The sequence below is a fragment of the Rickettsiales bacterium genome (genome assembly GCA_041396965.1).
Taxonomy (GTDB): Bacteria; Pseudomonadota; Alphaproteobacteria; order Rickettsiales; family SXRF01; genus SXRF01.
The window spans coordinates 455,800-470,200 of record JAWKXN010000001.1; the positions used below are offsets into that span (position 1 = coordinate 455,800).

Annotated in this window: 16 protein-coding genes; 13 read left to right on the forward strand and 3 right to left on the reverse strand. The window is 55.1% G+C overall.

Annotation, left to right across the window (positions count from 1 at the left end):
• The first annotated feature begins 63 nt into the window (after window positions 1–63).
• The 3 genes from R3D71_02330 to R3D71_02340 are packed head-to-tail and all read left to right on the forward strand — an operon-like array spanning window position 64 to window position 3,692.
• Window positions 64–291, forward strand: coding sequence for a DUF6148 family protein (locus R3D71_02330; GenBank protein MEZ5690485.1), 228 nt, complete (start codon window positions 64–66; stop codon window positions 289–291).
• A complete protein-coding gene (locus tag R3D71_02335; protein ID MEZ5690486.1) occupies window positions 284–1,816 on the forward strand; it encodes a phage portal protein in 1,533 nt (510 codons plus the stop codon). The genes R3D71_02330 and R3D71_02335 overlap by 8 nt, the downstream gene beginning before the upstream one ends.
• Complete coding sequence (locus R3D71_02340; GenBank protein ID MEZ5690487.1) at window positions 1,779–3,692, forward strand: Mu-like prophage major head subunit gpT family protein; 1,914 nt, start codon at window positions 1,779–1,781, stop codon at window positions 3,690–3,692. The genes R3D71_02335 and R3D71_02340 overlap by 38 nt, the downstream gene beginning before the upstream one ends.
• Here R3D71_02340 and R3D71_02345 read toward each other — a convergent pair.
• The gene (locus R3D71_02345; protein MEZ5690488.1) at window positions 3,689–3,877 is read right to left on the reverse strand and encodes a type II toxin-antitoxin system prevent-host-death family antitoxin; all 189 of its coding nucleotides are present in this window, start codon (window positions 3,875–3,877) and stop codon (window positions 3,689–3,691) included. The genes R3D71_02340 and R3D71_02345 overlap by 4 nt on opposite strands.
• 37 nt (window positions 3,878–3,914) lie before the next feature.
• Between R3D71_02345 and R3D71_02350 the strand changes: the two genes are divergently transcribed.
• From R3D71_02350 to R3D71_02375, 6 genes are all read left to right on the forward strand, one after another.
• A complete protein-coding gene (locus R3D71_02350; protein MEZ5690489.1) occupies window positions 3,915–4,247 on the forward strand; it encodes a DUF2190 family protein in 333 nt (110 codons plus the stop codon).
• Window positions 4,247–4,558, forward strand: coding sequence for a hypothetical protein (locus tag R3D71_02355; protein ID MEZ5690490.1), 312 nt, complete (start codon window positions 4,247–4,249; stop codon window positions 4,556–4,558). Before R3D71_02350 ends, R3D71_02355 begins: the two co-directional genes overlap by 1 nt.
• Window positions 4,555–4,998 carry a phage tail terminator protein gene (gene gpU / locus R3D71_02360; GenBank protein MEZ5690491.1) on the forward strand — a complete coding sequence of 148 codons (444 nt, stop codon included), beginning with the start codon at window positions 4,555–4,557 and terminating at the stop codon, window positions 4,996–4,998. Before R3D71_02355 ends, gpU begins: the two co-directional genes overlap by 4 nt.
• 25 nt (window positions 4,999–5,023) lie before the next feature.
• On the forward strand, window positions 5,024–5,416 hold the full coding sequence (locus R3D71_02365; GenBank protein ID MEZ5690492.1) for a hypothetical protein: 393 nt from the start codon (window positions 5,024–5,026) through the stop codon (window positions 5,414–5,416).
• A 12-nt stretch (window positions 5,417–5,428) separates the two neighbouring features.
• Window positions 5,429–5,806 carry a hypothetical protein gene (locus R3D71_02370; protein ID MEZ5690493.1) on the forward strand — a complete coding sequence of 126 codons (378 nt, stop codon included), beginning with the start codon at window positions 5,429–5,431 and terminating at the stop codon, window positions 5,804–5,806.
• Between the two features lie 111 nt (window positions 5,807–5,917).
• Entirely contained in the window at window positions 5,918–7,828 is a 1,911-nt protein-coding gene (locus R3D71_02375) for a tape measure protein (GenBank protein MEZ5690494.1), read from the forward strand.
• Between the two features lie 7 nt (window positions 7,829–7,835).
• Here R3D71_02375 and R3D71_02380 read toward each other — a convergent pair whose 3' ends face one another.
• On the reverse strand, window positions 7,836–8,417 hold the full coding sequence (locus R3D71_02380) for a Fic family protein (GenBank protein ID MEZ5690495.1): 582 nt from the start codon (window positions 8,415–8,417) through the stop codon (window positions 7,836–7,838).
• Entirely contained in the window at window positions 8,414–8,650 is a 237-nt protein-coding gene (locus tag R3D71_02385) for a hypothetical protein (GenBank protein ID MEZ5690496.1), read from the reverse strand. Before R3D71_02385 ends, R3D71_02380 begins: the two co-directional genes overlap by 4 nt.
• Window positions 8,651–8,712: 62 nt before the next feature.
• Between R3D71_02385 and R3D71_02390 the strand changes: the two genes are divergently transcribed.
• From R3D71_02390 to R3D71_02405, 4 genes are read left to right on the forward strand one after another with little or no spacing between them, the layout of a single operon-like run.
• Window positions 8,713–9,297: a DUF2460 domain-containing protein gene (locus R3D71_02390; GenBank protein MEZ5690497.1), complete on the forward strand. Its 585-nt coding sequence runs from the start codon at window positions 8,713–8,715 to the stop codon at window positions 9,295–9,297.
• On the forward strand, window positions 9,294–10,157 hold the full coding sequence (locus tag R3D71_02395; protein MEZ5690498.1) for a DUF2163 domain-containing protein: 864 nt from the start codon (window positions 9,294–9,296) through the stop codon (window positions 10,155–10,157). The genes R3D71_02390 and R3D71_02395 overlap by 4 nt, the downstream gene beginning before the upstream one ends.
• Window positions 10,150–10,635, forward strand: coding sequence for an NlpC/P60 family protein (locus R3D71_02400; GenBank protein MEZ5690499.1), 486 nt, complete (start codon window positions 10,150–10,152; stop codon window positions 10,633–10,635). The genes R3D71_02395 and R3D71_02400 overlap by 8 nt, the downstream gene beginning before the upstream one ends.
• A gap of 2 nt (window positions 10,636–10,637) precedes the next feature.
• Window positions 10,638–14,390, forward strand: a complete 3,753-nt coding sequence (locus R3D71_02405) for a glycoside hydrolase TIM-barrel-like domain-containing protein (GenBank protein MEZ5690500.1) — start codon at window positions 10,638–10,640, stop codon at window positions 14,388–14,390.
• Window positions 14,391–14,401 lie beyond the last annotated feature (11 nt).

Sequence of the window (14,401 nt, forward strand, 5' to 3'; positions counted from 1 at the left end):
CATAACTCCTTATTTATGCTCAATTATACACCGGATAACAATAAATAGCAAGGATGGACATCAATGGCACTCACTCTTACTCAAGCACAAACGGCGCTCGATGCGTGGATCGCGGCGGATTTGGCTGTGGCCAAAGGCCAGAGCTACTCCATGAACGGGCGCAGCCTAACGCTGGCCAATACCCGCGAGATACGGGAGCAGATTCAGTATTGGGAGCGGCGCGTGCAGGCCTTCCAACAGACCATACAAAATAACCAACAAGCAGCCTTGGCGGATTTCAGCGATGTTTAATCTTTTCGACAAAACCATAGAGGTGTTTGCGCCTGAAGCGGCATTGCGACGGGAAACGGCGCGGCGCATTCTGCAAGCGCAGCGTGCCTATGAAGCCAGCCAGCCCTCGCGCCTGCGGAAGATCAAGGGAGATAATGGCTCCGGCGATGCGATTATGGAACGCGCCGGGGAATCACTGCGCTTGCAAGCTCGCTATCTGGATGAAAACCATGATCTGGCGCGTGGGGTGTTGAATTGCCTTGTCAATAATGTGGTTGGGCGTGGCATCACCATTGAGCCGCAGGTGAAGCGTGCCGATGGCGAACTGGCCAAACCGATTAATGACCAACTGATCGAGCTATGGGAAGAATGGACGCGCTTTCCTGAAGTAACGCGGGAACTGAACTGGAACCACATGCTGCGCCTGCTGGCGCGGTGCTGGTTTCGGGACGGTGAAGTGCTGGTGAAACATATCGAAGGCACGAGCAACACGATCAATCACGGCACGCTGGTTCCGTATTCGTTGGAGCTGATTGAAGCGGACTATCTTCCGTTCGATTTCAGCGACCTGAAAAAGCGGATCATACACGGGGTGGAAAAGAACGCATGGCGCAGGCCGCTTGCCTATTACCTCTATAAGGAGCATCCCGGCGACAATCATCGCTTTGTCACCAAGCAGGACACTAAGCGCTTCCCGGCGGAAAAGATCATCCACCTAAAAACGGTGGATCGTATCGCGCAGACACGCGGCGTTTCCATCTTTGCCAGTGTCCTCACCCGCATGGAGGATATTAAGGATTATGAACTCTCTGAGCGGCTGGCGGCAAAGGTGGCGGCCAGCATTTGCGCTTATGTGCGTAAAAACATGGATGCACCCATGAGCGCCGCGAAAGTCGATGATGCAGGCAACCGCTTAATGAAGATGCAGCCGGGCATGATCTTCGACAATCTGCTGCCGGGTGAAGAAATCGGGATGATTGATAGCAACCGTCCGAACGCAATGCTGGAGCAATTCCGTAATTCGCAGCTGCGGGCGGTGGCGGCTGGCACAGCAACCAGCTTTTCCAGCATCTCGAAAGATTACAACGGCACCTATAGCGCCCAGCGGCAGGAACTGGTGGAGCAATCCGTCCACTATGCAGTGATGCGCGAGTATTTCATTGAGCGCTGCGTGCGGCCAATCTGGGAACGGTTCGTGGAAATGGCCATTTTATCCGGCCAGCTTGAGGTGCCAGAGGCAGAGATCAATCCGTTGTCGCTAAAAAAAGCCAGCTTTCAAGGTCCCACCATGCCTTGGATTGACCCGCAGAAGGAAGTCACGGCGGAGGAAAAATCCGTACAGGCCGGATTCAAATCTCGCTCGCAGGTGATTCGCGAACGCGGCGGCAATCCGCAGGATGTGTTCGAGCAAATCAAACAGGAACGCATGCAGGAAAGCGAAGCTGGAATCAGCTTCTCCAGCTCCAGCGGATCAGCAAAACCCGAACCCAAACAGGAGGAACCAGATAATGACGAAGGAACCGGAAATACTAACACGAACGGCTGAACTTGCCTCCCGGTCGGTCGTGGATGAAGAAAGCCGCCTCGTGCGGCTTTCTTTTTCTTCGGAGGAACCCGTCACACGCCAATCGTTTTTCAGCGAACCTTGGGTGGAGGTGCTGGGGCATGAAAAAAGCGAGGTTGATCTTTCACGCCTCAATAACTCCGCGCCGGTGCTGTATAACCATGACCGCAGCGAACGCGAAAACCGTATCGGCGTGGTGGAACGCGCATGGATCGAAAATGGGCGTGGATACGCGGAAATTCGCCTGAGCCGCCGTGCAGACGCTGAAGGCATCTGGCAGGACGTGCGCGACGGCATTTTGCGTAATGTGTCGGTGGCTTACCGCATCGTTGAGCGAAAAATCACCGAAGAACCCAAAGACAAACCCGCGACTTACCGCGTCATCCGCTGGATGCCGATGGAAATCTCGCTGGTCGATATTCCCGCTGATCCCACCGTTGGGGTTGGCCGGAGTCTGGAGGAAACCCCTCCAGCATCACAACCCCAACTTAACCAAAAGGAGAATCCCATGCCTGAAGTAACTGAAACCCCGGAGCGCACGGAGGCGGAAGACATCCGCGCCGTGCAGGATAACGCGATGGCCGAAGGCGCAAAGCGTGCGCTGGAGGCGGAAAAGAAACGCCGTAGCGACATCCGCACCCTGTTTGAAAAGCACGGCGACTATGGACAGCTGCGCGATCAGTGCCTCGATAACCCCGAAGTCACCATTGGCGAAGCGCGTAAACAGTTGCTGGAAGCGATTGGTACGCGTGAGGAACCGGTAGCCACCAACCAGCGGATCGAAATCGGTGAATCGGACGTGGAGAAATTCTCCCGTGCCGCCGAAGACGCGATTGCCTTCCGTGCTGGCATTGCCGCCAAGGACACGAAACCCACCGAGCTTATGGGCTACACCTTGCTGGAGATGGCGCGTAAGTCGTTGGAACTGCGCGGCGTGCGTACCGAACACATGGACAAGCGCGAGCTGGCAGCGCGTGCCTTCACGCACTCCAGCAGTGATTTCCCGAAGATTCTGGAAAATAATGCACGAAAGGCCATGCTGCGCGGCTATGACGAAGCGGAGGAAGTGTTCCAGCAATTCACCCGCACCGGCAATCTGACGGATTTCAAAACGCACTCCCGCGTGGGTATGTGCGTGTTCGATTCGCTGGATGAAATCCCCGAAAGCGGTGAATATAAGCATGGCACCATCGGTGAGCGTGCAGAACCCATCAAGCTGGCAACGTATGGGAAACTATTTTCCATAACCCGCCAAGCAATCATCAATGATGATCTGACAGCGTTCACGGAAATCCCGCGCAAGATGGGGCGTGCCGCTGCCCGCACGGTCGGTGATCTGGTGTTCAGTATTTTAACTGGCAATCCCACCATGAGTGACGGCACGGCCTTATTCCATGCCGATCACAAAAACCTCGCTGGAAGTGGCGCTGCGATTGCCGCTGCCAGTGTTGGGGCTGCCCGCACCGCTATGCGCACGCAGAAAGATGGCAAGGCGACGCTGAATATCCGGCCTTCGTTCCTGATTGTGCCTGCCGCGCAGGAGGACACCGCACGGGTGCTCATGAGTTCAGAGACTGATCCATCGCAAACCAACAGCCGCAAACCTAACCCGGTGCGCGGTGCGGCGGAAATCATCGTGGATGCGCGTTTGGATGATGCCTCAACGACCGCATGGTATCTGGCAGCTGATCCAAATGTGTTTGATACGATTGAAGTGGGGTATCTGGACGGCGTGGCCGCTCCGTTCCTCGATCAGCAAGATGGCTGGACGATTGACGGGGTGGAATACAAGGTGCGCATCGACGCGGCAGCAGCGCCGCTGGAATTCCGCACCCTGTATAAAAATCCGGGCGCTTAGTCTGAATCGGGGATGTTTTTTGTAAGTTCTTTATAAGTTTTATAAGAGAGCATCACAGCGGACAACTCATCATCTCTTACTACAGTAACAGGCTCAGTTTTTACCTGCTCAAGCAGTGCTGACCAGTTTTGTTGTGCGTGCTGAATAGAAACCGTTTTCAAAGGCATCTCCTTATTACGAGACATTATAACACTAACCAACTTGCAATAAAGGAGAAATCTCATGTCTACCAACTACGTTCAGGAGGGCAAAGCCCTCAACTACACCCCATCCGGTGCAGATGTCGCATCGGGTGATCTGGTAATCATCGGCACGATTGCTGGTGTCGCTAAAACCGACATTGCCGACGGCAAAACCGGCGCGGTGCATATCTGCGGCGTGTTCAGTCTGGCTAAGGCCAGCGGCGCCGTGACGCAAGGTGCAAAGCTCTATTGGAGCAGTGCCAACAGCAACGTCACCACTACGGCCACCGGCAATACGCTGATCGGCGTGGCGGCTGCCGCTGCCGCATCCGGTGATGCCAGCATCCCCGTTTTGCTGAATGTGGGGCTGTGATGGCATTTATGGATGACATGCACGGCCATCATGCCACGCTGCTGGAATCACTGGACGGGCGAGAGATGTTCTACACCCCTGCGGGCGGAGCAACTCGCGCCATTACCGGCATGTTTCAGGCCTATTCGGAACTGGTGGGTGGTGAAACGGTGGATGTGCTGGTGAATCATCCCGTGCTATCGGTGCGAACCAGCGATGTACCGGAGATTGCCACAGGCGATAGCTTCACCATCGACGGCACGGACTATGAAGTCGCCGTTATCCGACCGGATAGCGAAGGCATTACCGAACTGATTCTGGAGGCCGTATGACCCATGCCCGCACCCAGATCAGAAAAGTGGTGGTTGATGCGCTGAAAAGCAATACTTCCGCCGGAGCGCGTGTTTATGAATCCCGCGTCTATGCGCTGGATGACCCTAAGCTCCCAGCCTTACTGGTGTTTACGCCGCAGGAAAGCATGGGGCAGCCTTCGATCCAGCGGCCACGCACGCAAATGCGCCAGTTGCAGCTGATGGTGGAAGGCTATCTCAAAGCCAGAGGCGACATCGACGCCGAAGCCGATAGCCTTGCGCTGGAGGTAGAACAGCTGATTGCCGCTGATCCAACACTTGGCGGATTGGTGAAAGATACCATGCTCGATCTCACCACTACCCAGCTTTCCGGCGATGGCGAAAAGCCGGTGGCCATTGTCAGTCTCACCTTTGTGATTCTGTACAGCGTCAAAGAAAACGCACCCCAAACGCTACTTTAACCAACCCAACCATAGGAGAATCATTATGGCTACCCACGCTGGCAGCGAGGGGAAGGTCTTTGTCGGATCGTCCCAAGTCGCAGAAGTAAAATCATGGTCGATGGAGATCACCTCTGACACGGTGGACGCCTCCATCATCGGCACACAATGGCGTAAAAACCAAGCCACCATCAAAAGTTGGTCTGGCAGTTTTGACGCATTTTGGGATGAAACTGACACTACCGGCCAAGGCGCTCTTTCCGTCGGCGGAACGGTGACGCTTAATCTTTATCCCGAAGGTGACGACACTGGCGCAACCTATTGGAGCGGTGATGCAATCATCACCTCCATTTCTTACAGCGCCGCCTTTGATGGCATCGTGGAAGCGACCTTCAGCTTCACCGGCACCGGCGCACTTACCGAATCAACTGTATCATAAGGAGGCGTTATCATGCGCGTGATCGACCAAGTAAAGCAGCATTATCAATCGCAGCAGCGGCTGGTGGTGGCCGTTCCGGAATGGGGCGAGCCGGAAAAACCGCTGGAGATTCATATCTTCCCCATGACCATGGCAGAAGCTGGCTTAATCCAGCGCATGTCTGGCAAAAAGGCCTCGCCGGTGGAAAATGCGGTCAATTCACTGATCGTCAAAGCCCGCGATGCAGAGGGCAACCGCCTGTTTAAGGTTGAAGATAAAACGGAATTGCTCAATTTTGGCGATTGCCGTGTGATCCTCCGCATCAACGATGAGATCGAGCGCCATTTCTACCAGAGCGTGGAGCAACTTAAGGGAAACTCCGAAGCGATCCCTTCCGACGAAACCAGTTAGCGCTGGCATGGCGGCTTGGCCGAACCTTGCCAGACATCGAGGCCATGGCCACCCGCGAATTCACGGAATGGATCGCCTTCTTTGAACTTCAAGCAGATATGAGTAAACACCATGCCCGCATTCGGTAGTGCAGAATTTGTCATCCGCGCCATTAACAAAACGCAGCAGACATTCACGCAGATCAATGCGGGCGTGGATAATATGGATCGACGTTTCAAGAAACTGGGCGGTGGGCTGAACCGGCTGGGCGGATTATTCGCCACGGCCTTTGTTGGCAGACAGATCACTGACACGATCACCAAGTTTGAGAAGCTGGAAGCGAGCCTTCGCACCGTCACCGGTTCGGCAGATAAGGCAAGCGTGGCGTTTGGATTCATTGAGAATTTTGCCGCAACCACGCCCTTTCAGCTGGAAGAAGTAGTGGATGCCTTCATTAAGCTGAAGGCGTTAGGGCTCAATCCTTCGGAAGAAGCACTCACCTCTTACGGCAATACTGCTACCGCGATGGGGAAATCCCTCAATCAGATGATTGAAGCGGTGGCCGATGCTGCCACCGGTGAATTTGAACGCCTGAAAGAATTCGGGATCAAGTCCCGCTCGCAAGGCGATCAGGTGACTTTTACCTTCCAAGGTGTTTCTACCACGGTGGGTAAAAATGCCAAAGAGATTGAAGGCTATCTGCGCTCCATCGGTGATGTACAATTCGCTGGTGCCATGAAGGAACAAGCCGGAACGCTGAATGTCGCACTCTCCAACATGGGCGATGCGTTCTCCAAACTGGTGAAAGCTATTGGTGACGCTGGCCTAACCGATATTCTGATCTTCATTGCCGATAAAATCAAATGGCTGGCGCAGGTGATCACCGATTCGATTGAACCCTTCCGGCTTGGATTCAAGGCCTTCATCGCGGAGGTGATCAAGTTTGGTAATCTGTTTATTGCCGTGTTTGAAGGCGTTGGCGATGCGTTCAATGCCTTCGGCGATGCGATTTCTGCACGCTTTGAAGCGCTGGGGAAAGACCTTGCTAATTTCGCAGAAAATCCACTGGTAGGTATTTCCTTCGATAATACGCGTGCAGCGCTGGAAACAGGCCTGCTCGATGCGATGGGAACGGCCTTTGATAAGGCGCTGGCCAGAGCACAGGAATTTAACAGCGCCATTGATGCAGAGATTCAGGACGCCGCCGCAAAAATCGTAGAAGCACGCGCTGCCAAAAACCAATCACTGGCTGGATTGTTTGAAGAAACAGCTACACCGGACAAGGTGGAAGAAACCAGCAAAGCCGTTAAAGGCTTGAATAAGATGCAGCAGGAAGCCAAGCGCATCTTCGAGGCCACGCGCACGCCGCTGGAGCGTTACAATCAGGAAATGGCGCAGCTGAACATGCTGCTGGAGAAAGGTTATATCAACCAAGACACGTTCGGGCGTGCAGTGGAACAAGCTGGCGAGAAGCTGGAGAAATCGACCAAGAAAACCGGCGAAACCATTGAGGGTGAGTTCTCCCGCATCGGTGAAACGATGGAAGGCTCGATTGCCGATTCGCTCGATGCGATTGGTGGCCGCTTTGATGGCTTCGGCGATTTCTTCAAGGGCTTTCTGTCTGATCTGAACCGCACGCTGCTGCAATATGCGCTGAAAGATTTAGGCATCTCTGGCAAAGGCGGCATCATTGACGGACTATTTAGCTCCATCGGTGGATTGTTCGGCGGTGGTGGTAGCAACGGCAGCGGCGGTGGTTTCGGCAGTATCCTCTCCAGCGTTGGTAGCATGTTCGGCGGGTTTTTCGCTGATGGTGGCCGCCTGCAACCGGGCAAATTTGGCATCGTTGGTGAACGCGGTCCCGAACTGGCGTTTGCCGGGAACGCACCAATGCAGATCATGCCAAACATGGCAATGGCCGCCGCACCCGTCACTGTGAACATGAACATTCAAACACCAGATGTCCGTAGTTTCCGCCAAAGTCAGAGCCAGATTGCGGCGGATATGGCACGGAGCATTGAGCGTGCAAGGAGGAACTTATGAATGTTTTTCAAAGTGGTTTTATAGCCAGTGAAAATAGTTTTTCTAATGTCTGATAATCTTGATGATGAAAAGCTGCTATCACGGCTTTCAGAAGCTCATCAACTCCCATTTCCGACCATATGATCTGTTTCTCTACCCGTCGGGCAATTTCGTCAAAAAGAAGTTTTTGGGTGCGGCCATTACCCTCACGAAAAGGGTGCAATACATTCAATTCGCCAAAATAATAGGCCATGCGGTTAGGGTCAGTCAGATCGTCCGCAGCCATTTGGTTAAAAATGCGCTTTGCTTCTGCCTCAATATGTTCAGGCATTGCAAAAACCGTACTGCCTTTAGCCAGTTGCACAGAACGAATTTCGCCTGCCCAAGCATAAACATCCTGAAACAGGGTGCGATGAATGGTTTGCCATGCGGTAAGGTTAATGGAGGATTTTGAGATCGCCTGAATAACTTCATCTAGCCGCAGCGCAGTGGCGCGATGCTCGAATAATTCGAGCGCCTTTTGATCGGGAATATCAGGGATGTTTCTTAAAACTGGAGAGTCAGGATATTGATACGGGTCAGAGTCTTGGTTCCAATAAGATTGGGTCATTGGGCACCGCTGCGAGCATCGGTGAGGCAGAGTTCAAGATACTCATTCTTACTGACTTTCCCGGCGGCGAGTAATGCAAAAAGACGGTTATCAAGTTCGCTTGCAAACAGTCCTTCAAATTTATTGATAGCAGAAAAATGCTCATACATGGCGGCGCGACGGTGCTGCTCTGCTGCATCGTAAACAGCAGGTCGTAACTCAAATTCTTGCAGTTTTTGCTCTAGTAGCGTCATGCCTCAATTATACCAAAATAACCGGTGAAAATAAATAGTTATGTAACAAAGGAATAGATTATATGTCTGATTTCTCAGAAGTCCAGTTTCCATCAGATATTTCCTACGGGGCAACCGGTGGACCCATGTTCTTAACGGATGTGGTGGCCACGGTTTCCGGCCATGAGCAACGCAACAGCAAATGGAGCCAGTCGCGTGCGCGGTACAATGTTGCCTCCGGCGTGAAAACCGAAACGCAATGGCAGGCGCTGATTGCCTTTTTCCGTGCGCGGCGTGGCAAGGCGGTGGGGTTTCGCTTCAAGGATTGGGGCGATTTTAAGGCCATCAACCAGCCTTTGCTGGCGCTGGGCGGCGATGAACACCAACTGGTGAAGCAATATGTCAGCGGCGCGGTGGTATCGGAGCGGATCATCACCAAACCAGTGGCCGGAACGGTGCAACTCTATGAGGACAGCATCCTGCAAGCCAGTGGCTGGAGCATCGACACCGCCACCGGCATCATCACTACGTCACTTTCCGGCACACTCACGGCAGATTTTGAATTCGATGTGCCAGTGCGCTTTGATACCGACGAGCTGGCGCTTTCGCTGGATAGCTTTGATGCGGGCAGCTGGAACAACATCCCGCTGATTGAGGTGCGCGTATGAGAGTAATTTCCCCACAACTGGAAGCGCATTTCGGCAGCGGCCTGACCACGCTTGCCACCTGCTGGCGCCTCACGCGGCAGGATAACACCGAACTTGGCTTTACCGATCATGACCGGGCGCTGGTGATTGATTCGCTGGAATATGACTCCATTGCCGGGTTCACGCCCACCGCGGTGGAGAGCAAATCCAACATGAGCGTGGATAACCTTGATCTGGAAGGGCAAACATTCCCTTCCAAAATCACAGAATCCGATCTGCTGGCTGGAATGTATGACTATGCCGAGATTGAAATCTTCATGGTGAATTACGAAGATTTGAGCCAAGGCAAGCTTGTGGTGAAGCGCGGGCGGCTGGGCGAAGTGACGCTGAACGCGCAGATGTTTCATGCCGAAGTACGCGGCCTCACGCAGCATTTAAGCCAAACCATCGGCGAAGTGTATTCGCCTTCCTGCCGTGCCGTGCTGGGTGATAGCCGCTGCAAGGTGAATCTGGCCAGCGTTACCGTGACGACCACCATCACGGAAGTGGTGAATAACCAGACCTTCAAGGCTTCTGCGCTTACGCAGGCGGCGGGTTGGTTCACTGGCGGCGAAGTGGAATGGACATCCGGCAATAATGATGGGCGGCGCATGGAGGTGAAGGAATTCGCTTCCGCGCAGGTGGTGCTGGCGCTGCCGATGGGAAAATCCATTCAGGTGGGCGACGAATTCAAGATCATCGCCGGGTGCGACAAAACCCATGAAACCTGTCAGGGCAAATTCAGCAATATCCTTAATTTCCGTGGCGAGCCGTATGTTCCCGGCGTGGATGCGCTGCTCACTACCGCAGGAACCATGAGTAAGGGAAACCGCAATGACTAAAGTCACGAAACTACAGATTATCCTCCAAGCCCGCACATGGCTTGGCACAAAGTATCACCACCAAGGCAGGCTGAAAAAGTCCAAGGCTGGCACGGGCGGCGTGGATTGCATCGGCCTGATTATCGGCGTGATTGACGAGCTGGGCTTGCAGGACGGCGAAGGTGTACCGCTCTCCCGGCATGATGAGTTCAATTATTCCATGTACCCGGAGCGCGGGCGGCTGGTGGGCGCTATCCAGCGGCACTTACGCGAAGTGCCGATCGAGCAAATGACGCAAGGCGATGTGCTGCTATTTCGTACCTTCCGCGATCCGCAGCATGTGGGATTGCTGACGGAATATCCCACCGGCGGCGCTGGGCTGATTCATTGCAATTCCAGCGCTGGGCGCGTGGTGGAACAGCCGCTTTCCGATGCGTGGCTGCGAATGCTAACACACGTTTACCGATTCAAAACGAAACAACTTAACTCCCTGAAGTAATCATGGCTGATATTGTCCTTCCTGTCGTCGGCGGCGTGGCCGGTTTTGTGCTGGGTGGTCCCTCCGGGGCGATCCTTGGCGCGAATCTTGGCGGTATGGCTGCGGGGATGTTCTTCCCGCGCACGCAGCGCGTCCAGCTTCCGACTCAGGAAGGACCGCGCCTCGCTGATCTTCGGGCGCAGATTTCCTCCTACGGGAATATGATCCCGAAAGTGTACGGCACCATGCGGCTGGCCGGAAACGTCATCTGGTCAACCGATATTAAGGAAGTCCGCAGCGAGAAAACCACCACGCAAACCTCCAGCGGTGGCGGCAAAGGCGGTGGCGGCGGCAAAACCACTACCAGCCAAACCACGATTTCCTATGAGTATTTCGTCACGCTGGCCATTGCCATTTGCGAGGGTGAGATTGACGAGGTGATCCGCGTATGGGCGGATAGCAAGGTGCTGACGGAAGCCGAACTCTCTGCCGCGCAGGGCAAGTATAACGTCCATTTCGGCACCGAAGATCAGGGCGTTGACGACATTATGGCCAAATACCTGCCAGCTGGTGCGATTCCGGCGCATAGGGGCATGGCCTATGTGGTGATTGAGGATTTCCCGCTGGCGGCTTATGGCAATCGCATTCCCAATTTCACGTTCGAGGTGCGCCGTACCGTTAAATTCCAGCCCAGCGTAGAAGATAAGGTCAAAGACATCGTGATAATCCCCGGCGCGGGGGAATTCGTCTATGGCACACAGGTCACCACCAAGCAGGATGGATATTATGCCTATTTCGGCGGAGCCTTCACGCCTTCCAGCGACAAGAAAAGCATCAACATGCACAATTACGAAGGCAAAGCCGATGTACAGGTGGCGATTGACCAGCTGCTAAAGGTATTGCCGAATCTGGAATGGGTGGCGGTGGTGGTGACGTGGTTCGCCACTTCCACTGATGCCGGGGATTGTGAAATCATCCCTAAAGTGGAATTCCAAGGCACCACGCAGGTGCTGCCGCAGGATTGGAGCGTGGCCGGTTACACCCGCGCTACCGCGCAAACGGTACTGTTCTTTGATGATGACAAGCCCACCTATGGCGGCACGCCTTCCGACCACACGGTGGTGCAGCTTTGCGCGGAACTGAAAGCCCGTGGCCTGAACGTCATGCTCTATCCCATGCCGTTCGTGGACACCATTACGCCGGTGCCGAAGCCTTGGCGCGGGCGCATCGAACCTGCAAACGCCACCGATGCGGCCAGCTGGTTCACCAAAACCAACGGCTATAACGCCTTCATCATGCACTACGCCAATCTGCTGAGCGGCGATGTGGATGCATTCGTTATCGGCTCGGAGCTGATCGGTATGACCGGCTTTAGCGATTCGCCCGGAAGCTATCCGGCGGTGGCGCAGCTGGTGAGTTTAGCGGCCAGCGTGAAAGCCGCCATGCCCGGAACGCTGATTACCTATGCCGCCGACTGGAGCGAATATCACAGCACGGGCGGCTGGTTTAATCTCGATCCGCTGTGGGCATCTAGCAATATCGACTTTGTGGGGATTGATAGCTATTTCCCGCTGACGCCGGACTTGCCGCAAATCCAGATCACGCCGGAGCTTATCACCGAATATTGGGAGAGCGGCGAAGGCTGGGATTATTACTATGCGGATTCCGTGGCTCGCACTGGACAAACGAGCTATGGCGGTGATCCGACCTACGCATGGAAGAACCTCGAACACTGGTGGAAGAACACTCACACCAACCCCGATTCTAACGTGACGGGTTGGACATCGAAAATGAAGCCGGTCTGGTTTACGGAATTCGGCTTTCCTTCGGTGGATGGCTGCACCAACCAGCCTAACGTATTCTATGATCCGACCAGCTCGGAAAGTTTCTTTCCGCGTGGAAGCAAAGGCCGGGTGGATTTTCAGGCGCAGCGCGTGGCGCTGGATGCGACGCTTGATTATCTGGAAGCGCGGGAAACCGCTTCCGGCAATGCTGGCCTTGTAGCGCGGCGTTTTATCTGGACGTGGGACGCACGCCCGTTTTCCTTCTGGCCTGATCTGGAAGGCGTGTGGCAGGATTCTATCCTCTGGGCAACCGGGCATTGGGTGAACGGCAAGCTGGGCGCTTCCACGCTGGGCGCGGTGGTGGCGGAGTTGCTGCAAGCCGCTGGCCTCACGCCTTCGGATTATGACGTCACCCGCCTGACTGCCTCGCTGGAGGGGTTCATCCTGCAACAGCCGATCACGGTGCGTAATGCGTTGGAGCAGCTGGCCAGTGGCTTCTTCTTCGATGTAGTGGAAAGCGACGGCATCTTAAAATGCGTGCCGCGTGGCAATGCGTCGGTGAAATCCATCCCGGAAGCTGACCTCATCCCCAGCGCCAAAAGTGGCGTGCAGGATGTGCTGGAAATCAATTACGCACAGGAGCTTGAACTGCCCCAGCGCGTCAATGTGACCTATATCGACCGGCCATTTAATTATGACCCGGTGACGCAGACTTCCCAGCGGCAGGTGGTGCGTGCGGTGGATCAGGTGACGATGAATCTACCGATTGTGATGGGTGCGACGCAGGCCAAGCAGGTAGCGGATATTACCCTCTATGGCACTTGGAAGGAGCGCCTGAGCTTTAGCCTGACCGTGCCGCCCAAATATGTACGGCTGGAACCGACCGACGTCATCACCGTGACCGTTTCCGGGGTGGCGCATGAAATGCGCGTCATCAAAACCGATATGGAAGCCAACGGCCTGATGAAAATCAACGCCGTGGCGGAGGATGTGAGTTCCTACGATTTCTACACCCCACCCGGTGAAACATCGCGGAATATCACGCCGCCGGTGCTGGTGCCGGAAACGCTGCTTCAGTTTGTGGACGCGCCGCCGCTGCCGGTGGATACGGTGCAAAATCAGGGATTGCTGCGCCTTGGCGTGGCTCCTGATGGCGCGGATTGGAATGGTGCGGCGATCTACCGTTCCGACGATGGCGGAGAAGATGGCGGCAACACCTTCAACCTGCTGGCCGGGCTGGAGGGCGCGGCCACTTTCGGTGTTATCATCACCGACCTTGCCGCCGGTATCACGGAAACGTGGGATCAGGTGAATCTGGTGGAGGTGGTATTAACCGCCGGAAGCCTCGCCAGCGTCAGTGAATTGGCCGTGTTGAACGGAGCGAACGCTGCTTTAATCGGTGACGAGCTGGTGCAATTCCAGAATGCGGAGCTGATCGGCGAGCGTACCTATCGCCTTTCCCGGCTTTTGCGGGGGCGGCAGGGTACGGAATGGGCGGTGGGTAGTCATACCGCCGGGGACAGGTTCATCCTGCTTTCTCTGGCCTTATATACGACCGCAATCGCTAATAACCTGATCGGGCGCGAACTGTTCTACAAAGCGGTGAGCGTTGGCAACTCGCTGGGTAATACCGACGAGATTACCTTCACCTATACCGGGCGAAGCCTGAAACCCTTCGCGCCGGTGCATGTGAAAGGCCTACGCGATGGTTCCGGCAATCTCTCGATCAGCTGGGTGCGCCGTTCCCGCGTCGATGCCGAATGGCGCGACGGGGTGGACATTCCGCTGGGTGAGGAATCGGAACGCTACGAGGTGGAAATCATGGACGGGTCAACGGTGATGCGCACCATCGCCACCACCAGCCCGACCGCCAGCTACAGCGCCGCCGAGCAAACCGCCGATTTCGGCAGCCCGCAAAGCAGCGTGGCCGTGAAAGTCTATCAGCTTTCCGCCGTGGTTGGACGCGGATACGCCGCCAGCGCCAGCATCTAATCAACAAAACC